At 57.7% G+C, this 20,458-nt stretch carries 24 protein-coding genes; 10 read left to right on the top strand and 14 right to left on the bottom strand.

Annotated features, from left to right (window positions below):
• Positions 1–74: 74 nt before the first annotated feature.
• The 5 genes from alkB to ACA071_RS16505 all read right to left on the bottom strand — a co-directional run bounded on the left by alkB (position 75) and on the right by ACA071_RS16505 (position 2,571).
• Positions 75–755 carry a DNA oxidative demethylase AlkB gene (gene alkB, locus ACA071_RS16525; protein ID WP_497640139.1) on the bottom strand — a complete coding sequence of 227 codons (681 nt, stop codon included), beginning with the start codon at positions 753–755 and terminating at the stop codon, positions 75–77.
• Complete coding sequence (locus ACA071_RS16520) at positions 745–1,434, bottom strand: 2OG-Fe(II) oxygenase (RefSeq protein WP_497640138.1); 690 nt, start codon at positions 1,432–1,434, stop codon at positions 745–747. Before ACA071_RS16520 ends, alkB begins: the two co-directional genes overlap by 11 nt.
• A complete protein-coding gene (locus ACA071_RS16515; protein WP_497640137.1) occupies positions 1,431–1,931 on the bottom strand; it encodes a methylated-DNA--[protein]-cysteine S-methyltransferase in 501 nt (166 codons plus the stop codon). The genes ACA071_RS16520 and ACA071_RS16515 overlap by 4 nt, the downstream gene beginning before the upstream one ends.
• Positions 1,932–2,059: 128 nt before the next feature.
• Positions 2,060–2,236: a hypothetical protein gene (locus ACA071_RS16510; RefSeq protein ID WP_497640136.1), complete on the bottom strand. Its 177-nt coding sequence runs from the start codon at positions 2,234–2,236 to the stop codon at positions 2,060–2,062.
• A gap of 29 nt (positions 2,237–2,265) precedes the next feature.
• Entirely contained in the window at positions 2,266–2,571 is a 306-nt protein-coding gene (locus ACA071_RS16505) for a DUF1883 domain-containing protein (protein WP_101208500.1), read from the bottom strand.
• A 211-nt stretch (positions 2,572–2,782) separates the two neighbouring features.
• On the opposite strand from ACA071_RS16505, the gene ACA071_RS16500 reads away from it, so the two are divergent.
• On the top strand, positions 2,783–3,139 hold the full coding sequence (locus tag ACA071_RS16500; protein WP_497640135.1) for a hypothetical protein: 357 nt from the start codon (positions 2,783–2,785) through the stop codon (positions 3,137–3,139).
• 70 nt (positions 3,140–3,209) lie between these two features.
• The gene (locus ACA071_RS16495; protein WP_027922990.1) at positions 3,210–3,440 is read left to right on the top strand and encodes a hypothetical protein; all 231 of its coding nucleotides are present in this window, start codon (positions 3,210–3,212) and stop codon (positions 3,438–3,440) included.
• Positions 3,441–3,451: 11 nt separating this feature from the next.
• On the opposite strand, the gene ACA071_RS16490 is transcribed toward ACA071_RS16495, so the two are convergent.
• Together ACA071_RS16490 and ACA071_RS16485 are read right to left on the bottom strand one after the other, a co-directional pair.
• The gene (locus ACA071_RS16490) at positions 3,452–3,733 is read right to left on the bottom strand and encodes a hypothetical protein (protein ID WP_149661723.1); all 282 of its coding nucleotides are present in this window, start codon (positions 3,731–3,733) and stop codon (positions 3,452–3,454) included.
• A 137-nt stretch (positions 3,734–3,870) separates the two neighbouring features.
• The gene (locus tag ACA071_RS16485; protein ID WP_054050563.1) at positions 3,871–4,059 is read right to left on the bottom strand and encodes a hypothetical protein; all 189 of its coding nucleotides are present in this window, start codon (positions 4,057–4,059) and stop codon (positions 3,871–3,873) included.
• A 258-nt stretch (positions 4,060–4,317) separates the two neighbouring features.
• On the opposite strand from ACA071_RS16485, the gene galU reads away from it, so the two are divergent.
• The gene (gene galU, locus ACA071_RS16480; protein WP_054050566.1) at positions 4,318–5,157 is read left to right on the top strand and encodes a UTP--glucose-1-phosphate uridylyltransferase GalU; all 840 of its coding nucleotides are present in this window, start codon (positions 4,318–4,320) and stop codon (positions 5,155–5,157) included.
• Between the two features lie 130 nt (positions 5,158–5,287).
• Positions 5,288–6,646, top strand: coding sequence for a glutathione-disulfide reductase (gorA, locus tag ACA071_RS16475; RefSeq protein ID WP_497640134.1), 1,359 nt, complete (start codon positions 5,288–5,290; stop codon positions 6,644–6,646).
• On the opposite strand, the gene ACA071_RS16470 is transcribed toward gorA, so the two are convergent.
• Positions 6,643–7,653 (bottom strand): DNA-binding protein, encoded by a 1,011-nt coding sequence (locus tag ACA071_RS16470; RefSeq protein WP_497640133.1) that lies wholly within the window; start codon positions 7,651–7,653, stop codon positions 6,643–6,645. The genes gorA and ACA071_RS16470 overlap by 4 nt on opposite strands.
• A gap of 177 nt (positions 7,654–7,830) precedes the next feature.
• Here ACA071_RS16470 and ACA071_RS16465 point away from each other — a divergent pair, with 177 nt between their 5' ends.
• The 3 genes from ACA071_RS16465 (at position 7,831) to ahpF (ending at position 11,174) form a co-directional block, all read left to right on the top strand.
• Entirely contained in the window at positions 7,831–8,775 is a 945-nt protein-coding gene (locus ACA071_RS16465; RefSeq protein ID WP_497640132.1) for a site-specific integrase, read from the top strand.
• A gap of 145 nt (positions 8,776–8,920) precedes the next feature.
• Positions 8,921–9,484, top strand: coding sequence for an alkyl hydroperoxide reductase subunit C (gene ahpC, locus ACA071_RS16460; protein WP_054050573.1), 564 nt, complete (start codon positions 8,921–8,923; stop codon positions 9,482–9,484).
• A 124-nt stretch (positions 9,485–9,608) separates the two neighbouring features.
• Positions 9,609–11,174 (top strand): alkyl hydroperoxide reductase subunit F, encoded by a 1,566-nt coding sequence (gene ahpF / locus ACA071_RS16455; protein WP_497640131.1) that lies wholly within the window; start codon positions 9,609–9,611, stop codon positions 11,172–11,174.
• Between the two features lie 184 nt (positions 11,175–11,358).
• Here ahpF and gloA read toward each other — a convergent pair whose 3' ends face one another.
• On the bottom strand, positions 11,359–11,880 hold the full coding sequence (gene gloA, locus ACA071_RS16450; RefSeq protein WP_054050577.1) for a lactoylglutathione lyase: 522 nt from the start codon (positions 11,878–11,880) through the stop codon (positions 11,359–11,361).
• Between the two features lie 145 nt (positions 11,881–12,025).
• On the opposite strand from gloA, the gene ACA071_RS16445 reads away from it, so the two are divergent.
• Positions 12,026–12,550 carry a DUF4946 domain-containing protein gene (locus ACA071_RS16445; protein WP_497640130.1) on the top strand — a complete coding sequence of 175 codons (525 nt, stop codon included), beginning with the start codon at positions 12,026–12,028 and terminating at the stop codon, positions 12,548–12,550.
• A 216-nt stretch (positions 12,551–12,766) separates the two neighbouring features.
• Here ACA071_RS16445 and ACA071_RS16440 read toward each other — a convergent pair whose 3' ends face one another.
• The 3 genes from ACA071_RS16440 to ACA071_RS16430 form a co-directional block, all read right to left on the bottom strand.
• On the bottom strand, positions 12,767–13,132 hold the full coding sequence (locus ACA071_RS16440) for a histone-like nucleoid-structuring protein, MvaT/MvaU family (protein ID WP_123408041.1): 366 nt from the start codon (positions 13,130–13,132) through the stop codon (positions 12,767–12,769).
• A 224-nt stretch (positions 13,133–13,356) separates the two neighbouring features.
• Positions 13,357–14,892 (bottom strand): EAL domain-containing protein, encoded by a 1,536-nt coding sequence (locus ACA071_RS16435; protein ID WP_497640129.1) that lies wholly within the window; start codon positions 14,890–14,892, stop codon positions 13,357–13,359.
• Positions 14,893–14,950: 58 nt separating this feature from the next.
• Positions 14,951–15,823 (bottom strand): LysR family transcriptional regulator, encoded by an 873-nt coding sequence (locus ACA071_RS16430; protein ID WP_497640128.1) that lies wholly within the window; start codon positions 15,821–15,823, stop codon positions 14,951–14,953.
• A 69-nt stretch (positions 15,824–15,892) separates the two neighbouring features.
• Between ACA071_RS16430 and ACA071_RS16425 the strand changes: the two genes are divergently transcribed.
• Positions 15,893–16,837 (top strand): DMT family transporter, encoded by a 945-nt coding sequence (locus tag ACA071_RS16425; protein ID WP_497640127.1) that lies wholly within the window; start codon positions 15,893–15,895, stop codon positions 16,835–16,837.
• A gap of 252 nt (positions 16,838–17,089) precedes the next feature.
• On the top strand, positions 17,090–18,166 hold the full coding sequence (gene hppD, locus ACA071_RS16420; protein ID WP_169369353.1) for a 4-hydroxyphenylpyruvate dioxygenase: 1,077 nt from the start codon (positions 17,090–17,092) through the stop codon (positions 18,164–18,166).
• 135 nt (positions 18,167–18,301) lie between these two features.
• On the opposite strand, the gene rarD is transcribed toward hppD, so the two are convergent.
• A complete protein-coding gene (gene rarD / locus ACA071_RS16415; protein ID WP_497640126.1) occupies positions 18,302–19,189 on the bottom strand; it encodes an EamA family transporter RarD in 888 nt (295 codons plus the stop codon).
• Positions 19,190–19,342: 153 nt separating this feature from the next.
• Positions 19,343–20,356 carry an aldo/keto reductase gene (locus ACA071_RS16410; protein WP_497640125.1) on the bottom strand — a complete coding sequence of 338 codons (1,014 nt, stop codon included), beginning with the start codon at positions 20,354–20,356 and terminating at the stop codon, positions 19,343–19,345.
• Positions 20,357–20,458 lie beyond the last annotated feature (102 nt).

Genomic DNA, 20,458 nt, shown 5'->3' with positions numbered 1-20,458 from the left:
TCAGGTCCGTTGACGGGTTTCATGCAGATTAAGCAACTGGCCGAGCTGCGACACTCCGGGTCTTGCGGTCAAACTCAGCCAGCCGTACGAAATGTAAAATTGATCCGCTGTTCGCCCAGTCGTGGATGTTGCCCCTCCTTAATCGGTAAAACACCGTGGTAACGCAAACGGTCGACGCCGCCCCAGACCACGATGTCACCATGAAACAACGGCACTCGCTGGCTCTTGTCGCTGCGCTCGAAGCCACCAAACAGAAACATTGCCGGCAAGCCCAGGGACACCGAAACGATGGGCGCGGCGTAGGAACCTTCGTCTTTGTCCTGGTGCAACGACATCTTGGCCCCTGGGACATAGCGGTTGATCAGGCAGGAATCCGGCACGAAGTCGGCAAATCCTGCTTCCCGCGCCGCTGCTTGCGCCAGCTCGAAAAATACTTCGGGCATCGCTGGCCAGGGTTGTCCTGTTTGCGGATCGTTGCGGGTGTAGCGGTAGCCGCTGCGATCAGTGGTCCAGCCCTGTGTGCCGCAACTGCTCAGGGCCACCGACATGGTGAAACCGCCGGGCGTGACCATTTGCCGGAGCGGTGCGGCGGCCAGCACCTGTTCCAGCGCCGGCAACAAACGGTCGAGCAAGGGCAGGGCAAAGCCCCGGAGGACGTAGGACTGTTCGCCGATCTGCACGCGCCGGGGCGGTTGCTCCGGTTCGACATCGGCGAACAGATCGAGGGTGGTCGGGGTCATGGTTTCATAGCGCATCGTGAAAGATGATTCCAAGGGTATGCCGTTTTCCGCTGTGCAGGCGACTGACGCCGTGGCGCAGGGTCACGCGGTAATAGCCGCGAACGCCTTTCACTGGACGCTGGTTGACGGCAAAAATCAGCCCGTCGCCTTTCTTCAGCCCTATCACCTGGGGCCGTGACTGCATTCGCGGCCGCTGCTCGGTGAGCACGAACTCGCCGCCGGTGAAATCTTCGTCCGGCTCTGACAGCAGAATCGCCACCTGCAGTGGGAAAACGTGTTCACCGTACAGGTCCTGATGCAAGCAGTTGTAGTCCTGAGGGCCATATTGCAGCAACAACGGTGTCGGTCGCTCCTGACCGGCGGCATGGCAGCGCTCGAGGAAGGCGTCGTGGGTGTGAGGGAAACGGGTCGGTAGGTCCATGTGCTCGTACCAGCGATTGGCGATGGGCACCAATCGCGGGTAGAGCGCCTTGCGTAACCGGGCCACCGGGTCCGGCAACGGGTACTTGAAGTACTTGTACTCGCCGCGCCCGAAGCCGTGACGGGCCATCATGACTTGTGAGCGGAAGGGCTCGGGTTGGGCGTACAACGCGCTGACTTGGTCACAAGTTTCGTGGCTCAACAACGAACGGATAATGGCGCAACCGTCCTGATCCAGCTGATGTTCCAACAGCGCCCAATCCAGCGTGCTCATGGTTGCGCCTCGCGATCGAGCAACTGCCGTTTGCGTTCCAGCCCCCAGCGATAACCACCCAGACCGCCATCCTGACGCAACACCCGATGGCACGGCACGATCACCGCAATCGGGTTGGCGCCGCAGGCATTGGCCACTGCGCGAAATGCCTTGGGCTGGTCGAGTTGCTGTGCAATATCGCGATAACTGGCGGTTTGCCCGACCGGGATTTGCCGCAGGGCTTCCCAGACCTGACGTTGAAAGACGCTGCCCGCCAGATCCAGCGGCATATCAAATGCCAGGTACGGATTTTCGAGGTGGCGCAGGCTCTGCTCCAGCTCAAGCGCCAAACCCTCATCGCGCCGTAACTCGCCGGAAAAGCGCTGCGCCAGATCCCGTTCCAGGCTGGCCGGGTCATCACCAAGCAGCATCGCACAAAGTCCCTTGTCACTGAAAGCCAGCAACAACTCGCCCAGCGCGCAAGTGCCATTGATATAGCGAATCGAGGAAGTAGACATGTTCTGACTCCTGAACCAAAGGTTGAGGTGGCCAGACTAGGGCGCGTTGATCGAGCGAACACTCCGGCGCTTGCGGTCGAACTTTTCAGGCGGGGGAGCTGACGTCCCTGTTGTCGCTCCCGGTCGCGTTACAGCGCTTTGCTGACGGCGATGTCGCTGATCACGTCTTCGCTCTGGCCATGAATGGCGTCGAGCGCGGCCTTGGCTTCTGCTTCGGTGCCGTTTTCAAGTTGGGCGAACTCGAAGCGACGCTCGCCGTTGAGTTTGTATTTGATGACATACTTGGTCGTTTGGGCCACGGTCATGACTGCCTCTTTACGTGTAAGGGCGTTACTCAGCTCAGTTTTGTGCTGGAGCGGCGCACGATTTTGATCGAGTGGGTCAGCGTCGGTTTGCGGGTTACGCTAATGGCCTTGCGGCTGTTGACCATGTCGATGGTGATGTTCCAGAAACCGGTGCTCGGAGCGGTAATGCGCGCCGGGAAGGTGTCGAATGCACCGCCGTGATAAGTGTGACGACCGCCATTCTTAAAGCTGCGGAAGTTGGCGTCGTTCATCAAGCGAATGTTGCACGTTTGGGAGCACTGGATGACGACGATGTCGTCTTCATTGAGGTGCTCGCGCTGGTGGATAAATTTCATGAGGCGCCTCCAGAAGGGCTTTTTCTACAAAATCAAAACGATAGCAGGGCAATTGGCAGAGTTTATCAGCCCGAACGGGTTATTATCTGGCTGTCGGCGTCGTGTTTGACAATTAAAAACAGTTATTCGGAATTCTATGAGCGATAAATGCAACGAGCCTCGGAGAAAAACAGTCTTTACGCTGTCGGAGGGTCTTTATCGGAGGTTTTGTATGAAATGGGGTGTCCTGGTCCTGCCGCTAGCGTTGGCGGTGAGTGGTTGTGCCAATGTCGCAGAAATCAACGAGACACTGCCGACCATGAGCGTGATCTCAGGTAAAAAGCCCCATGAGTACGCGCAATGCCTGGTCGAGAAACTGGCCTCAAGTCGGGGTGCCTTGCAACTTGAGCCGCACAAGGAAGGCGTGCGTGTGATCGTTCCAGGGAAACTGTCCTCGGGGCCTGCAGCCGTATTCGAAATCGAAGACCGCTCCGGCGGCAGCAGTATCAAACTGCATGAGCGCATGTCCAACGTGCCGGTACGTCCAAAGGATGTACAGCATGCCGCCACTGCGTGCATTTCCGGCTGATAGACTGTCGACCGTCCGCCTGATGCCGCCAAAGCATTGCTTGGCGGCATTGTCATTTCTGGAGCCGCGCATGAAGCGAGAGCAAGTTCGGGAACGCCATGCAGAGGGCCATATCTCTGCCACCCACGTGATTCAGAACCCGGCGAATCCGGGGGAATGGATCGTGTTTTTCAAGAAAAGCGCCGGGCGCAGTTATTTCCTGGTGGATGACAACGATGAAGTCGAATCTTTCAGCCGCCTGGACGATTTGATCGAGACCGTGCGCGGCCTCGGGATCAAGTTTGCCGAAATCCACATGTAGGGCAGGGCGCCTTACTTGCAGACCACCACGACGCTGCGGTTCTTGAAGTTGCCAACGTCAACGCCCAGGGTCTTGTCGCTTTCCTTGGTGGACGGTGTGCCGTCGGTACCAACGATCCGGTAGCCGGTGCCGGCACACGAGTCATCAGCTTTTTCGTAGCAGGTGGCCCAGGAGTTGGCTTCCCCGGAGCAGTCGATGGTCAGGCCCTGCTCGCCGTTATTCAGATAAATTTTTTCAGATGTGGCGCAGCCAGTGAGCGCCAGTACCGCAATCAGTGCCAGAAGTTTGTTCATGTCGTTGTCGTCGTCAGATGATGGGGCTAAGCCTGTGACAGCAGCGGTGTCAAAAGGTTATAGCGATTGGCCACTTTGCTGCGGGCAAACATAAAAAAGCCCTGCGCATTGGCAGGGCTGCTCGAATCAGATACGTTTCAGGACTTGTCCTTGCCGCGTCGCTTCGGGCCTGCAGGTTGATCTTGCAACACCGATGCCACCTCGATCGCCAACGCTTCGGTCGGGAAAGGTCCGGCGATATTCTCGCCAGCGACGCTGTCTACCCACCATTGGCCGTCTTTCGCCTGATTGATCAGGTACCCGTTGACGCTTTTTGCTACCGACATCTATCTGCCTCGTTGACTTGGTTCAATCGCGCCATGATACCGCCAAATGCACTCAACGGGTGCTGATGGGCGTATGGTGGTGCGATTGCCGGTCGGCGCAAGGCCGGTGGTCTGTGCTATCTATAAAGCTTATGGGAACTATCCGCCGGAATATTTCTCTATGATGGCATCGGTTAGCCAGTGCGGGGCATTGTAAGGTGCACGCCGCCTGATTAGACTGCGCCGAAACTCGTACACACAGCCCTTTCAAGGACTTATATGATCAAGAAATGCTTGTTCCCAGCAGCCGGTTACGGTACTCGCTTCCTGCCAGCGACTAAAGCCATGCCCAAAGAAATGCTGCCGGTGGTAAACAAGCCACTGATCCAGTACGGCGTCGAAGAAGCACTGGACGCTGGGTTGACCGAAATCTCCATCGTGACCGGTCGCGGTAAACGCGCTCTGGAAGACCACTTCGACATCAGCTACGAGCTGGAAAACCAGATCAAGGGCACCGACAAGGAAAAATACCTGGTCGGCATCCGTAAACTGCTCGACGAGTGCTCGTTCTCCTACACTCGCCAGACCGAAATGAAAGGCCTGGGCCACGCAATCCTGACCGGTCGCCCACTGATCGGCGACGAACCTTTCGCCGTGGTGCTGGCGGACGACTTGTGCGTCAACCTCGACGGCGACGGCGTCCTGACCCAGATGGTCAAGCTGTACAAACAGTACCGCTGCTCGATCATTGCGATCCAGGAAGTCGACCCGCTGGAAACCAACAAGTACGGCGTTATCGCTGGCGACTTGATCGGTGACGACCTGTACCGCGTGCGCAACATGGTAGAAAAACCAGCGCCGGAAGATGCACCGTCGAACCTGGCGATCATCGGCCGTTACATCCTGACGCCGGACATCTTCGACCTGATCAAGCAAACCGAGCCAGGCAAGGGCGGCGAGATCCAGATCACCGACGCCTTGATGAAGCAGGCGCAGAACGGTTGCGTGATTGCCTACAAGTTCAAGGGCAAGCGTTTCGACTGCGGTGGCGCTGAAGGCTACATCGAAGCAACCAACTTCTGCTTCGAGAACTTCTACAAGACTGGCAAGGCTTACTGATAGCGCTTGATCCACTTGTACTGAAAAAGCCACCTTCGGGTGGCTTTTTCATTTTCCGCTCCCATATTGTTCGCAGCGTTTGCCCAATGGGCGTCTGCGGGTATGCTGATGGCCTGCCGAGGAGATAGAAATGGCCTACGATTTTGACCTTTATGTGATTGGCGCCGGTTCCGGCGGTGTGCGGGCTGCGCGATTCGCGGCCGGGTTTGGCGCTAAAGTGGCTGTGGCCGAAAGCCGCTACCTGGGCGGTACCTGCGTGAACGTCGGCTGCGTGCCGAAAAAACTGCTGGTCTACGGCGCGCACTTCGCCGAAGACTTCGAGCAGTCCTCCGGCTTCGGCTGGACCCTGGGTGAGGCGAAGTTCGATTGGGCGACGCTGATCGCCAACAAGGACCGCGAGATCAATCGCCTGAATGGCATCTACCGCAACCTGCTGGTCAATAGCGGTGTGACCCTGCATGAAGGCCACGCCAAGATCGTCGATCCGAACACGGTCGAGATCAATGGCGAGCGCCACACAGCCAAAAACATTCTGATTGCCACGGGTGGCTGGCCGCAGATCCCGGAGATTCCGGGGCACGAACATGCGATCAGTTCCAACCAGGCGTTTTTCCTCAAAGAACTGCCGAAGCGCGTTCTGGTGGTGGGCGGCGGTTATATCGCGGTGGAATTTGCCGGGATCTTCCATGGCCTGGGCGCCGAGACCACGCTGCTGTATCGCGGCGATCTTTTCCTGCGCGGCTTTGACGGCGCGGTGCGCAAGCACTTGCAGGAAGAACTGACCAAGCGCGGCATGAATCTGCAATTCAACGCGGACATTGAGCGTATCGAGAAACTGGCCGACGGCAGCCTGAAAGCCACCCTCAAGGATGGCCGCGAGCTGGAAGCCGACTGTATTTTCTATGCGACTGGCCGGCGTCCAATGCTGGATAACCTGGGTCTGGAAAACACTGGCGTCAAACTCGACAAGAAAGGTTTCGTCGAGGTGGATGAGCAATATCAGACTGCCGAGCCGTCGATCCTTGCCCTGGGTGATGTGATCGGCCGCGTTCAGCTGACCCCGGTGGCGCTGGCCGAAGGCATGGCCGTTGCCCGACGGTTGTTCAATCCTGAGCAGTATCGTCCGGTGGATTACAAGATGATCCCGACGGCGGTGTTCAGCTTGCCGAACATCGGCACCGTCGGCCTGACCGAGGAAGAAGCCCGGGAAGCCGGGCACGATGTGGTGATTTACGAAAGCCGTTTCCGGCCGATGAAGCTGACCCTGACCGAGTGTCAGGAGCGCACGCTGATGAAGCTGGTGGTGGACGCCAAGTCTGACAAGGTCCTGGGTTGCCACATGGTCGGCCCGGATGCCGGGGAAATCGTTCAAGGTTTGGCGATTGCCCTGAAGGCTGGCGCCACCAAGCGCGATTTCGACGAGACCATCGGCGTGCATCCGACGGCCGCCGAAGAGTTCGTCACCATGCGCACACCTGTCGCCGGTTAATCGTCCTTCGCTGCGTCTGGCGCGGTCGCAACGACTGCCGCCAGGCGCACGCTTTCATCCAGGCTGGCCTGGGTCTTCGCCAATTCGATTTCCAATGATTGATTGATCTGCGACTGCTCGTCGACGTTCTGCTTGAGCGCCTGGCTTTCCAGCAGCGCGATGCGCAGGCGTTCCTGGAGGAGGGTGCGTTCGCTGTCGACGCGGTTGGCTTGCTCCAGCAGTTGATCCTGGCGAGTGTTGGCTTGTTTGAGATGTTCCTGCAACAGGCTCAACTCCCGCAGCGTTCCACGGCTCTCGGTCAGCACGCGCTCATTGTCGCGGTGCAGTTGGGTGATTTCATCCTGGCGGAGGAGGGCGCTTTGCTGGGCCTGGCGCAATTCCATCTGAATCTGTTGCACCTGGCCTTCGTGACGGCGCTGGTCCTGCTCGCGCTGTTCCTTGACCGCGTTGCGATAGTGCTCCAGCGCATCCCGGGCGTGCAGGTGTTTTTCTTCAAGGGAGCGAATCTGCTCGTCCTTGTCTTTCAAGCGTAATTCGAAATCCGCCAGCGCCTGATTCAGCCCAGCGTTGCGGGTTTGCTCAGTCTGCAGCATGGAGCGGGTTTCCAGCAGCGCGTCGGATTCCTGCGTCAATGCCAGGCTTTGAATCTCGTATTGCTGATGCAGTTCGGTGTTGGTCTCGCGGGCTTCTTCGAGTTGCGACTCCAGTTCTTTACGCTGGCGATCGAACTGCTCACGCGCCTGGTCGATTGGTTCTTGCGCCTGTTCCTTGAGGCGTTGCGCCAATCGTGCCACCAGTCCCGCCAGTTCATCGTCAATCGGTTCGGCGGTTTCTTCAGCGCGTTCCGGACCGCCGTCCAGCTCCTTCAAATACCGATGAATCGTGGTTTTCGAGCCGGTATTGCCCATTTCGATCCGTACCGCATCGATGCTTGGGTTTTCACCGCGGGCGAGGATCGCCGAACGGGCCGCTTGTACTACTGCTTTGTTTACGCCGCCACGAGCCATGAGCTCTCCTACGATTTCGTACTGTGGTACATATCATCAAGTACGCAGTGTACCATCCATGATAAAAAGTTAAATCCTTTAAGTTTCTGGCGCGGGATATACTGGTATTACCCCGTGTGATGAGCTGTGCACCCGGTTTTTACCCGCCCAAGCGGTACGTTTTGAAGAGTTGAGCCCATGTCCGATCTGGATCGCTACCTGCAAGCCGCCACCCGCGACAACACCCGTCGCAGCTACCGGGCGGCCATCGAGCACTTCGAAGTCAGTTGGGGTGGGTTCCTGCCGGCGACCAGCGACAGCGTCGCGCGCTATCTGGTCGCGCATGCGGGCGTGCTGTCCATCAACACCTTGAAGCTGCGTTTGTCGGCGTTGGCGCAATGGCACAACAGCCAAGGGTTTGCCGATCCGACCAAGGCGCCTGTGGTGCGTCAGGTGTTCAAAGGGATTCGCGCGTTGCATCCGGCTCAGGAGAAACAGGCCGAGCCATTGCAGCTTCAACATCTGGAGCAAGTGGTGGCTTGGCTTGAGCAGGAGGCGCAAACCGCCCGGGCCGCAGGTGATCAGCCGGGATTGCTGCGTGCCCGGCGCGACACGGCGCTGATCCTGCTAGGTTTCTGGCGCGGCTTTCGTAGCGACGAGCTATGTCGATTGCAGATCGAGCATGTGAAGGCCATCGCCCAGTCGGGCATCACGCTCTATTTGCCGCGCAGCAAAAGCGATCGCGAAAACCTGGGTAAGACCTATCAGACGCCTGCATTGCAGCGCTTGTGTCCGGTGCAGGCCTACATCAACTGGATCACCGAAGCGGCATTGGTTCGCGGGGCGGTGTTCCGCGGCATCGACCGTTGGGGGCATCTGAGCGAGGAGGGCTTGCACGCCAACAGCGTGATTCCGCTGCTGCGACAGGCGCTGGAGCGCGCCGGCATCCCGGCCGAGCACTACACCAGTCATTCCTTGCGACGCGGTTTTGCCACCTGGGCTCACCAGAGCGGTTGGGATTTGAAGTCGTTGATGAGTTACGTGGGCTGGAAGGATATGAAATCCGCCATGCGCTATGTTGAAGCCAGCCCGTTTCTCGGGATGACGCCCCTCGCGGAAAAAGTCATTGGCGCTGCTCAGTAAGTTTTCTTCTATTAATAGTGTCCGCTAATAGCGAAAACCAATGAGCAACATGAGCTTTGCCAATGAGCCATCCGGCCATCGAGTGGGTAGGATTCACCCCATCAACTTCTCAACCAAACTTTTCAACCCTGACGGAGAGTCACCGATGCCTATCATCAACAGCCAAGTAAAACCGTTCAAAGCTACTGCCTACAAGAATGGCGACTTCGTACAAGTGTCGGACGCTGACCTGAAAGGCAAGTGGTCGGTCGTGTTCTTCTACCCAGCTGACTTCACCTTCGTTTGCCCGACCGAACTGGAAGACCTGGCTGACAACTACGCCGCTTTCCAGAAACTCGGCGTCGAAATCTACAGCGTTTCCACTGACACCCACTTTGCTCACGCTGCCTGGCACAACACTTCGCCAGCCATCGGCAAAATCGAATACACCATGATCGGCGACCCGACCCACGCCATCTCCCGCAACTTCGACGTGCTGATCGAAGAAGTTGGCCTGGCTGACCGTGGCACCTTCGTGATCAACCCGGAAGGCCAGATCAAAATCGTCGAACTGAACGACGGCGGTGTTGGTCGTGACGCTTCCGAACTGCTGCGCAAAATCAAGGCTGCTCAGTACGTTGCTGCTCACCCAGGCGAAGTTTGCCCAGCCAAGTGGAAAGAAGGCGAGGCCACTCTGGCTCCGTCCCTGGACCTGGTCGGCAAGATCTAAGTCTGTGACACCAGCAACATCAGGGCGGGTTTCCGCACCTAAGTAAGCTGCAACCGCCCCCCAAAAACGCCCGGGCGATATTCGCTCGGGCGTTTTTTTTCGCCTCAAATAAAGGATCGCCCGTATGTTGGACGCCAATCTTAAAGCCCAGTTGAAATCGTACCTGGAACGGGTCACCCAACCGATCGAGATCGTTGCTTCCCTCGACGACGGTGCGAAATCCCAGGAAATGCTTGAACTGCTGAAAGACGTTACCAGTCTTTCCAGCCAAATTACTTTGCTCGATAACGGTGACGATGCACGCAAGCCATCGTTCTCGATCAATCGCCCGGGTGCCGATATCAGCCTGCGTTTCGCCGGCATCCCCATGGGCCACGAATTCACTTCGTTGGTGCTGGCCTTGTTGCAAGTCGGCGGCCACCCTTCGAAAGCCAGCGTTGAAGTGATCGAGCAGATTCGTTCGCTCAAAGGCCAGTTCAGCTTCGAGACGTACTTCTCGCTGTCCTGCCAGAACTGCCCGGACGTGGTCCAGGCGCTGAACCTGATGGCTGTGCTCAACCCGAACATCCGCCACGTCGCCATCGACGGCGCGCTGTTCCAGGCCGAGGTCGATGACCGCAAGATCATGGCCGTGCCGAGCATCTACCTGAACGGTGAAATCTTCGGTCAGGGCCGCATGGGCCTGGAGGAAATCCTCGCCAAGATCGACACCAGCGGTGCCGAACGCCAGGCCGAGAAAATCAGCGCCAAAGAAGCCTTTGACGTATTGATCGTCGGCGGTGGCCCGGCCGGTGCGTCGGCGGCTATCTACGCGGCCCGTAAAGGCATTCGCACCGGTGTGGCAGCTGAACGTTTTGGTGGGCAGGTGCTCGACACCATGGCCATCGAGAACTTCATCTCGGTGCAGGAAACCGAAGGGCCGAAACTGGCCAGCGCCCTGGAAGAACACGTCAAGCAGTACGACGTCGACATCATGAACCTGCAACGGGCGACCGCGTTGATCCCGGCGAAGAATGTCGGTGAGTTGCACGAAGTTCGCTTCGAAAGTGGCGCTAGTCTCAAGACCAAGGCGTTGATCCTTGCCACCGGCGCCCGCTGGCGCGAAATGGGTGTGCCGGGCGAGCAGCAATATAAGGCCAAGGGCGTGTGCTTCTGCCCGCACTGCGACGGTCCACTGTTCAAGGGCAAACGCGTGGCGGTGATTGGCGGCGGTAACTCCGGCGTCGAAGCGGCCATCGACCTGGCCGGCATCGTCAGCCACGTCACTTTGCTGGAATTCGACAGCAAGCTGCGCGCCGATGCGGTACTGCAGCGCAAGCTGTACAGCCTGCCGAACGTCAACGTCATCACCAGCGCGCTGACCAGCGAAGTGAAGGGTGACGGCCAGAAAGTGACCGGCCTTGTCTATAAGGATCGCGATTCGGGTGAGTTCAACACGGTCGAGCTGGAAGGGATCTTTGTGCAGATCGGTCTGTTGCCTAACACCGATTGGCTCAAAGGCACCGTCGAGTTGTCGCCCCGTGGTGAGATCATTGTCGATGCGCGTGGTGAAACATCATTGCCGGGTGTGTTCGCAGCCGGCGACGTCACCACCGTACCGTACAAGCAGATCGTGATTGCGGTGGGCGAGGGTGCCAAGGCTTCCCTTAGCGCATTCGACCACCTGATCCGGACCTCGGCCCCGGCTTAAACGCCAGCGCTGAAAACAAAAACCCCATGAGTGATCATGGGGTTTTTTTGTGCCTGATGCTGATCGTTCCCACGCTCTGCGTGGGAATGCAGCCCGGGACGCTCCGCGTCCCAAAAGCGTGACGCGGAGCGTCACAGGAGGCGTTACCACGCAGAGCGTGGGAACGATCGACGGTGGTGTATTTTTACATTGGTGCTGGCTGAATGATCTCGACCCAATAAGCATCCGGATCCTTGATAAACGCCAAGCTCTTCATGCGGCCATCGTTCAGGCGCTTCTGGAAATCACAGCCCAGCGCTTCGAAACGCTCGCACGCGGCACGGATGTCCGGCACCGAAATGCAGATATGACCGAAGCCACGCGGGTCGGTGTTGCCGTTGTGGTAGGCAAATTCCGGATCGTTTTCGGTGCCGTGGTTATGGGTCAACTCCAGAATGCCGGGGATCGATTTCATCCACTCGGTACGCGCCGCTGCATCGGCCGGGATCTGGTTTTTATCGACCAGTGCCAGGAAGTACAGGCTGAACTCGGCTTCCGGGAAGTCGCGCTTTTCAACCAGTGAGAAACCGAGGATGCGCGTGTAGAAATCCAGGGACTTGGTGATGTCCTTGACCCGCAGCATGGTGTGGTTGAAGACGAACTTCTGGGTCGCGGTGTCAGGTGCGGCGGTAACGCCGGGGAAGGTGTTCAATTCGTGCAGGCTCATGGGCCCTCCGGAAAATAAGTGGGGCTGGCGAATGGTCGTAATGATACGCAAGCGGCCCGGCATCGCCAAACCAAAACGCCCGGCTATTGCCTGGCAGCCGAGTGAGGCTCAGACTTTGTGGCTCAATCTGTGAGTGCCTCTCGTAATGATCCGACCGTTCGCATCGCTATTCGTTTTCATGGGTTTTTTGGCGCTGGCCACGACGGTGCAGGCCGACACCCCAAGCATTACCTGGCCCAACGGCTGGGAGGTGGAAGTCGTTACGCCAAATGACGCCACACCGCAGGTATCCCGCCAGCGCGCGGTGAAAAACGACGCCGATGGCAATCAGGTGCTGGTGATGGAACTGACGATGACCCCGGTGGAAAGCGACCATCAAGTGAATTTGCAGGGGGTGTTGCTGGAAATGCGCAAGTCGGTGCAGAAGGACTTTTTCCAGGGCGGTTATCAAAGTGTCTGCAACAGGATTCACCCGACGACGTTGAGTCGACTTTCAGCGCTTGAAACCACTTGCACGGTTACCCAGAACGGTCGACATGTGCTGTCTCAAACATTGGTCGCGGCCGTCGAGGCGGACAGGGCTTATGTTCTTTCCTACGCGGGGCAGGCTGAGGTTTATAAGGCAAGTCAGGACGAAATAGCGGCTGCGCGTAACAGCTTGAAACTTTAGATGAAGAATTGAGCGGCCATGGGTTTGGGCTCGCCGCGATTTTAGATACCAAAAGGATTAAACACAAAGTTAACCGGTAAGTGTCCAGCGTCTGCCGAGGCGAGACCCGCAATACAAGGCATTTCCAACTTGATTGGCGACTATCGTTGCATTTGTTAGATATTGTCCGTAAAAAAGCCCTGCATTAGCAGGGCTTTTCTTTGTTGCCGCGAAGGGTTAGCCGCGCAACCAGGAATCGACGGTGGCAGCACCGTACTGTTCCTTCCAGGCTTTCAGGCCGCGGTGGTTACCGCCCTTGGTTTCAATCAGTTCACCGGTGTGCGGGTTGTGATAGACCTTGACGACGCGGGCACGACGGGTTTTAGGCGCTGCTGCCTGTTGCAGGCCCGATTTTGCCGGGTTCGGATCGAGAATGGCGATGATGTCGCGCAGGCTTTTGCCGTAGGTTTTCATCAGCCCCTGGAGCTTTTCTTCGAATTCGATTTCTTTCTTGAGCCCGGCATCGTTCTTCAAGGATTCCAGCTGCTTGAGCTGTTCTTGAAGGGCCTTTTCAGCTGCACGAAATTCAGCGAGTCTGGACAATATCTTTACTCCAATAGTGTGTTTGGCTGATACCAACCGCAAACAAAGCTATAAGCCAAGAGCCTTGAAGCGACTCGGTGATAATGGCTCACCTGCCAATCTTGCGCAGGCATGAAAAATTGTAGTAGTTAATGGCCCAAGAGTAAATCCTGTCTTTTTCTTCATGTAACAACAGCAGTCTTTTGATTCAATTTGGTGCAACCTTTCGTTATTTATCCAGCCGGTTAATGATGACTTAATGCATTAATGAAGTCCGCGCCAGGCATTGGCCGACCGAACAGGTAGCCTTGCAGGAAGTTCACGTTGTGTGCCGTCAGGTAATCGCTTTGCTCTTCGGTTTCCACACCTTCGGCAACAATTCCCAGGTCTAGCTTGGCCGAGAGTTCGATAATGCTGTCCAGAATGTGCCGCGAGAGCGCATCGGCTCCGATCATGGCGACGAAGCTCTGATCGATCTTCAGGAAGTCCACGTTGAATTGGCGCAGGTACCCCAGGCTTGAATGGCCAGTGCCGAAATCATCGATCGCGATCATCACGCCCAACCCGTGAAGTTGTTCGAACAACTGGTGGGTCAGCGCTGTTGGCTCGATCAGTTCACGCTCGGTCAACTCCAACACCAGACTGACGCTACCCGGCGCAAAAGCACTGAGAAACGTTCGGCAATCCTCCACCAGTTCCAGGTCCTGGCAATGGCTGGCGGTAATGTTGATGCCAATATGAAACGGTCCGTCGAAAGACGCCGATATCGGCGCCAGCAGCGAGGCGGTCTGCTGCATTAATGAACGGGTCATCGGTACGATCAACCCCGAGTGTTCGGCAAACGGGATAAACAGATCCGGTCGCACCAAACCTTCTTTGGGATGGTTCCAGCGCATCAACACTTCAGTGCCGCTCCATTTTTTAGTGTCGCCATGCACCACCGGTTGAAAATACGGAATGAACTCGCCGGCCTCCAGCGCGCGCTGCAGTTCAACGCTGGGCGAGGAGGCGCGCTTTTGCAGGACATGCCCGATCGAGCCCGACACCACGCCAAAAAAGATCAGCAGGCTGAACAGCGGCGGGTACTCGCGACTCATATAGCGCCAGATTTCGCCCTCGGCGAAACCGGCGGCCACAGTAAACGCATACTGGTCGGAAACCCGCTTGCTTTGCGCGACCGGCAAGACGGGCAGGGCGCTGTCCTGGACCTTGCCGTCGGCAGACATCCAGTGATTGCCCACTTGCAGCAACAACGAAGTCTGGCGGCCGATCAGCCGCAGCACGTTGCTCAAGTGATAACCGTCCAGCGTAGTCAGCGCGCCTTTTTTTTCATCACTGAGGCGATAGACCAGCAACGCGGTGTTGGGCGTGACGGGGTTGCCATTCATCAACCACAACTGGCCATGGGTGTAGTCGCCGGGGTTGACCTTCTCCTGATAGTCGCCGAACAACGAACTGCAATAAAGGTTGTTGTCCCACACCAGATTGGTTGAGCGCACGAAAGGCCGACGGGTCACCTGTTCGCGTAATGCGAGTTTAGCTTCGTTGCAACTATCGCCCGCCAACGGCAACAACACCCGCGCTGCTTCCGCCGTGTTGTCGAGCATCAGATTGAATTGGCGCAAGGCTTCGTCGGCGGTTTGTTCGGTACTTTGTTTCAGCGCGCGTCCGGCTTGCATATAAAGGATGGCGAAGCCCAACAGAACCGGGAGCACACCGCTCAAAACGGTCACAGCAATCCGGGTGCTGCGCTTACGGCGGGATTTGACGGTCAGTGGCATCTGCGAAACCCGTGGCGATGAAACAAGGATGATAGATGGCCGATCACGCTTATGCCGCTCAGCGATAGCTCAGGCTTGAAGCCAGTTTGATAAAGGCCAGTGCCGCCGGGGAGGCCTGACGCTGATCCAGCACGGCCAGCCCAACCTGGCGTTTGACCGGTGGCGACAGCGGCCTTTTCACGTAGCGGCCGTCGTCGTCTGCCGGTAATGAGCTTTCGGCGATGACCGTCAGCGCATCGCCACGGCCCACGGTGTCGAGGGTGCTGAGCAATTGCGAGCAGCGATAGCGAATGTTCGGCGTCAGCCTCGCCGCGTTGAACAGCCGGGAAACCAGTTCTGAAGAACCGGCCTCGGTCAGCACGAAAGGGTCATGGCACAAGTCGCTCAAGCTCAAGCTATTGCGCGCAGTCAGCGGATGATCGTAGGGCAGCAGCGCAACCATTTGATCCTCCATCAGCGCAAACGTGTCGAAACGTTCCTCGGGCAACACCACGAAACCGACATCAATGCGTCGCTCTTCAAGCCATTGAATCACCTGGCGGTCCGGGCCTTCGTCGATATGCACTTCGATGCCGGGATGCGCCGCGCGATACTGCTGCAGGATCATCGGCAGCAACTTGATCGATGACGTCGGGCCGAACGAACCGATGCGCAATGTGCCGCGTTTCATCCCCCGGGCATCGGCGGCTTCCTGGCGCAGGGTGTTGGCTAATCCGAGCATCGCCCGGGCGCGCAGCAGCAGTTGCTGACCGATGTCACTGAGCTCGACCTGGGACTGATGCCGGCGCAGCAACTCGACACCCAATTCCTGTTCCAGCGCCTTTAGCGCATGGGAAACCGCTGATTGGGAGATCCCCAGACGATTGGCGGCAGCGGTGAACCCGTGCAGTTCAGCGACCAGGGAGAAAATTTCCAGTTGGGTCAGGGTCATGAGTGTTTACTCATTTTACGATGATCAGATATTAGCCGGATGATACGCCATCTGTTCTTCTGGTGACCTATGAGTAGCTATGAGCAAAACCTGACGAAACCGTCGGATGTGCCGGTGTATGTGAAGTTAGTGGCGGTGACGATGATCTGGGGCGGGACTTTCGTGGCCGGACGTTTCCTGGCCGACAGCCTCAGCCCGTTGTTTGCCGCAAGCCTGCGGTTTCTGCTCGCCAGCTTCGCATTGCTAGTGTTTGTGCTGCTGGCTCGAGTACCACTGGTGCGACCCAGCCTCAGACAATGGCTGCAATTGGCGTTGCTGGGTTTTTTCGGGATCTTCTTCTACAACCTGTGCTTCTTTTACGGGTTGCATTACATCAATGCGTCGCGGGCGTCATTGATCGTGGCGCTGAACCCGGCGGTGATTGGCCTGGCGTCGTGGCTGTTGTTCAAGGAGCGCTTGAACCGGGCGAAAGTGGCAGGAATTGCGATCTGCATCGCTGGAGCCGGGATGGTGATTGCCAGCCGCAACCCGCAATTGCTGGCGGCCAATGCCGATGCGTGGATCGGCGATCTACTGATCTTCGGCTGCGTATTGAGTTGGGGCGTGTACTCGCTGTTTTCCAAGGAGCTGAATCAAACGCTGGGGCCGGTGCAGACGGTGACCTACTCGATTCTGCTGGGCACGACCATGCTCTGGCTGACCAGTGCAGCGCGCGGCGAGTTGAGTGTCGAGGCGCTCGTCAACCTTGGGCTGCAACAATGGCTGAGCCTGATGTACTTGGGCGTACTCGGCTCGGCGCTGGCCTACATAGGCTATTACGACGGCATCCGTAAAATCGGTGCGACCCGTTCCGGTGTGTTCATTGCCTTGAATCCGCTGACCGCCGTCATCCTCGGCGCACTGCTGCTGGGCGAGCAGTTGACCTTGACCATGTGCCTGGGCGGCGGGCTTATTCTGGCGGGGATTTATCTGTGCAACAAACCGCTTGCGTCGGCCGCGAAAAAGGGGATTTGATACAGAAGGCGGACAAACCGTTTTACGCTGTGTAGAATCGGGTTACGCATACAATAATAAACGACTTCTGACACCAGAAGCCTCGCCCGCAAGAGCCTTGGGTCGACAATGAAGAGTTTTGGGTTTCAACTGATCTACGGTGACTTCCTCGCCCGCAGCGTGCGCGGCATCTCCTGCGCGCCACCCGTCAGCGTCAGCATTGCTAGCAACTAACGATCCGTTAATTCTAAAAATGATGATGAGGCGCCAACCATGGCAGATTTATACGAAAACCCGATGGGCCTGATGGGCTTTGAATTCATTGAGTTCGCATCGCCGACCCCGAACACCCTGGAGCCGATCTTCGAGATCATGGGCTTCACCAAGGTCGCGACCCACCGTTCCAAAGACGTGCACCTGTATCGCCAGGGCCAGATCAACCTGATCCTCAATAACGAACCCCACAGCGTCGCTTCGTACTTCGCGGCCGAGCACGGCCCGTCGGTGTGCGGCATGGCGTTCCGCGTCAAGAACGCCCAACAGGCGTTTGCCCGTGCCCTGGAACTCGGCGCCCAGCCGATTCACATCGAAACCGGTCCAATGGAGCTGAACCTTCCTGCGATCAAAGGCATCGGCGGCGCGCCGCTGTACCTGATCGACCGTTTCGGTGAAGGCAGCTCGATCTACGACATCGACTTCGTGTTCATCGAAGGCGTTGACCGCAACCCGGAAGGGGCGGGCCTGAAGATCATCGATCACCTGACCCACAACGTGTATCGCGGGCGCATGGCCTATTGGGCCAACTTCTACGAGAAGCTGTTCAACTTCCGCGAAATCCGTTACTTCGACATCAAGGGCGAATACACCGGCCTGACCTCCAAGGCCATGACCGCGCCGGATGGCATGATCCGTATCCCGTTGAACGAAGAATCGTCCAAGGGCGCCGGGCAGATCGAAGAGTTCCTGATGCAGTTCAACGGCGAAGGTATCCAGCACGTCGCGTTCCTCAGCGACAACCTGATCGACACCTGGGATCGCCTGAAGAAAATCGGCATGCGCTTCATGACCGCGCCACCGGAAACCTATTACGAAATGCTCGAAGGCCGTTTGCCGAACCATGGTGAGCCGGTCGATCAACTGCAATCGCGGGGGATTCTGCTGGACGGCTCTTCCGAGTCGGGCGACCGCCGCCTGCTGTTGCAGATCTTCTCGGAAACCCTGATGGGCCCGGTATTCTTCGAATTCATCCAGCGTAAAGGCGATGATGGTTTCGGCGAGGGTAACTTCAAGGCGTTGTTCGAATCGATCGAGCGCGATCAGGTTCGTCGTGGTGTGCTGTCCACCGACTAAGCCACTACAGAAATAGAAAAGCCCGGTCAGCATTACTGCTGACCGGGCTTTTTCGTTTTTGCTGTCCGTAGGAGCGAGGCTTGCCCGCGAAGCTTTTGGCGCCTTCAAGGACGCCTTCGTGGGCAAGCCTCGCGCCTACATTGGACGGCGGCGTTGCCGGACCAGGTGCTTGAACCCTTCAAACACCAACACCACTACCGCCAACCAGATCGGAATGTAGGTCAACCATTCCCCAGGCTTGATGCTTTCCCCCAGTAGCAACGCCACCCCCAGCAACAGCACCGGCTCGACATAGCTCAGCAAGCCGAACAGGCTGAATGGCAACAGTCGACTGGCGATGATGTAGACCACCAGCGCCGAAGCACTGATCAACCCGAGTACAGGGATTAGCAGTGATAGCCACGGGTATTGATCGAACACGCCGAAACCTTGTTCACCGCCCCAGACGAACCAGAACGCCACTGGCAGCATCAAGGTCATGTCCAGCCATAAACCGCCGAGGTTGTCGGTCGCCAGCCATTTGCGCAACACGAAGTACAGGGGATAGCCGACGACCACCAGCAAGGTCGCCCAGGAGAAACCGCCCACCTGATACAACTCGTTGAGTACGCCGAGGGAAGCGAAAAATACCGCGATCTTTTGCAAGTAGGACAAACGCTCGCCATAAGCGATCCGTCCGGTCAGTACCATCGACAGCGGCAGCAGGAAATAGCCCAGTGACACGTCGAGGCTGTAGCCGTTGAGCGGTGCCCACATGAACAGCCAGAGTTGCAGGCCAAGCAGCGTCGCCGAGACGACCAGACCGGCGAACAATTTGGGTTTGCCGGCCAGGCGTTTGAGGATGTCGAGCGAGCGCCGCCATTCGCCGGACACCACCATGAACACCGTCATGCAGGGCACAGTCAGCAGCATCCGCCAGCCGAATATTTCTACGCCGCTCAAGGGCGTGAGCAGCGAGGTGTAGTAATACATGACGGCAAACAGCACCGAGGCTGTGACCGATAAAGCGATACCTTTAGACAAACTGTCCTCGCGGGGTTGAGCGTGAAACGGGGTGCGGAGGATACGTGGTTTTAGCTTAGAACATTGTCTGATTGATCAAGATCGTTCACAGATGATCGTTCCCACGCTCTGCGTGGGAACGATCACGGGTCGCGTGGGAACGATCAGTCCGAGTCAGTTGTTGCGGGGTTTACGGCCCGAGACAAAATGGCTCACATCATTGAAGCCCGGTGTCGAGGAGTGCCCCGGTGTCACCAGCGAGTCGATAAACGCCTCATCTTCCGCCGTGATCTTCACCGCCTGCGCCTTGGTATAGGCATCCCACTGCTCCTCGGTGCGCGGCCCGACGATGGCCGAGCTGATGGCGCTGTTGTTGAGCACCCAGGCGATGGCGAATTCGACGATACCGACGCCACGGCCCAGGGTGTATTGCTGGATTTGCTGGGCAATGCGTAGCGACTCGACGCGCCATTCGGTTTCGAGGATGCGTTTGTCCTGACGCCCGGCACGGCTGTTGGCGTCCGGCGTGACGTCCGGTGCGTATTTGCCGCTGAGCACGCCGCGCGCCAATGGGCTGTAAGGCACAACGCCCAAACCATAGGCGTGGGCTGCCGTGATTTGCTCGGTTTCGGCCTGGCGATTGACGATGTTGTACAGCGGTTGGCTGATTACCGGCCGGTCAACGCCGAGCTTGTCGGCCACGCGAATCACTTCGGCGATACGCCAGCCACGGTAGTTGGACAGGCCCCAATAGCGGATCTTGCCTTGGCGGATCAGGTCGCCAATGGCTGATATCGTCACTTCCAGCGGCGTGTTGTGGTCTTCGCGGTGCAGGTAATAGATGTCGACATAGTCGGTGCCCAGGCGGGTCAGGCTGGCGTCGATGCCGTTGAAAATGTGCTTGCGGCTCAGGCCGCTGCGGTTCGGCACACCATCCACCGGGCCGAAACCGACCTTGGTGGCGAGTACCCATTCGTGACGGTTGCCGGCTATCGCCTCACCGACGATCTCTTCAGAGCGGCCGTTGGTGTAGACGTCCGCAGTGTCGATGAAATTGATGCCCTGGTCCCAGGCCTTGTCGATGATCCGCAGGGAATCTTCGGTGCTGGTCTGTTCGCCGAACATCATGGTGCCCAGGGTCAGGGTGGACACCTGTAATCCGGAATGGCCAAGGGTGCGATAGCTCATGAACGAATCCTTTTGTCGGTGAGGAAAAGGCTTCAATCAAATACCAGAACGACTGTCGGGAGCAACCGGAATATGACTAGGTTTTGATCGTTCCCACGCTCC

The sequence above is a fragment of the Pseudomonas sp. LBUM1646 genome, from assembly GCF_059716165.1.
The sequence above is the reverse complement of the archived record's forward strand: the minus strand, read 5'-3'. Positions and strand labels throughout refer to the sequence as shown.

What these genes read in the sequence shown, in the direction of transcription:
- alkB (WP_497640139.1), bottom strand. Translation starts at nt 755, where the DNA reads ATGCGCTATGAAACCATGACCCCGACCACCCTCGATCTGTTCGCCGAT.
- ACA071_RS16520 (WP_497640138.1), bottom strand. Translation starts at nt 1,434, where the DNA reads ATGAGCACGCTGGATTGGGCGCTGTTGGAACATCAGCTGGATCAGGAC.
- ACA071_RS16515 (WP_497640137.1), bottom strand. Translation starts at nt 1,931, where the DNA reads ATGTCTACTTCCTCGATTCGCTATATCAATGGCACTTGCGCGCTGGGC.
- ACA071_RS16510 (WP_497640136.1), bottom strand. Translation starts at nt 2,236, where the DNA reads ATGACCGTGGCCCAAACGACCAAGTATGTCATCAAATACAAACTCAAC.
- ACA071_RS16505 (WP_101208500.1), bottom strand. Translation starts at nt 2,571, where the DNA reads ATGAAATTTATCCACCAGCGCGAGCACCTCAATGAAGACGACATCGTC.
- ACA071_RS16500 (WP_497640135.1), top strand. Translation starts at nt 2,783, where the DNA reads ATGAAATGGGGTGTCCTGGTCCTGCCGCTAGCGTTGGCGGTGAGTGGT.
- ACA071_RS16495 (WP_027922990.1), top strand. Translation starts at nt 3,210, where the DNA reads ATGAAGCGAGAGCAAGTTCGGGAACGCCATGCAGAGGGCCATATCTCT.
- ACA071_RS16490 (WP_149661723.1), bottom strand. Translation starts at nt 3,733, where the DNA reads ATGAACAAACTTCTGGCACTGATTGCGGTACTGGCGCTCACTGGCTGC.
- ACA071_RS16485 (WP_054050563.1), bottom strand. Translation starts at nt 4,059, where the DNA reads ATGTCGGTAGCAAAAAGCGTCAACGGGTACCTGATCAATCAGGCGAAA.
- galU (WP_054050566.1), top strand. Translation starts at nt 4,318, where the DNA reads ATGATCAAGAAATGCTTGTTCCCAGCAGCCGGTTACGGTACTCGCTTC.
- gorA (WP_497640134.1), top strand. Translation starts at nt 5,288, where the DNA reads ATGGCCTACGATTTTGACCTTTATGTGATTGGCGCCGGTTCCGGCGGT.
- ACA071_RS16470 (WP_497640133.1), bottom strand. Translation starts at nt 7,653, where the DNA reads ATGGCTCGTGGCGGCGTAAACAAAGCAGTAGTACAAGCGGCCCGTTCG.
- ACA071_RS16465 (WP_497640132.1), top strand. Translation starts at nt 7,831, where the DNA reads ATGTCCGATCTGGATCGCTACCTGCAAGCCGCCACCCGCGACAACACC.
- ahpC (WP_054050573.1), top strand. Translation starts at nt 8,921, where the DNA reads ATGCCTATCATCAACAGCCAAGTAAAACCGTTCAAAGCTACTGCCTAC.
- ahpF (WP_497640131.1), top strand. Translation starts at nt 9,609, where the DNA reads ATGTTGGACGCCAATCTTAAAGCCCAGTTGAAATCGTACCTGGAACGG.
- gloA (WP_054050577.1), bottom strand. Translation starts at nt 11,880, where the DNA reads ATGAGCCTGCACGAATTGAACACCTTCCCCGGCGTTACCGCCGCACCT.
- ACA071_RS16445 (WP_497640130.1), top strand. Translation starts at nt 12,026, where the DNA reads ATGATCCGACCGTTCGCATCGCTATTCGTTTTCATGGGTTTTTTGGCG.
- ACA071_RS16435 (WP_497640129.1), bottom strand. Translation starts at nt 14,892, where the DNA reads ATGCCACTGACCGTCAAATCCCGCCGTAAGCGCAGCACCCGGATTGCT.
- ACA071_RS16430 (WP_497640128.1), bottom strand. Translation starts at nt 15,823, where the DNA reads ATGACCCTGACCCAACTGGAAATTTTCTCCCTGGTCGCTGAACTGCAC.
- ACA071_RS16425 (WP_497640127.1), top strand. Translation starts at nt 15,893, where the DNA reads ATGAGTAGCTATGAGCAAAACCTGACGAAACCGTCGGATGTGCCGGTG.
- hppD (WP_169369353.1), top strand. Translation starts at nt 17,090, where the DNA reads ATGGCAGATTTATACGAAAACCCGATGGGCCTGATGGGCTTTGAATTC.
- ACA071_RS16410 (WP_497640125.1), bottom strand. Translation starts at nt 20,356, where the DNA reads ATGAGCTATCGCACCCTTGGCCATTCCGGATTACAGGTGTCCACCCTG.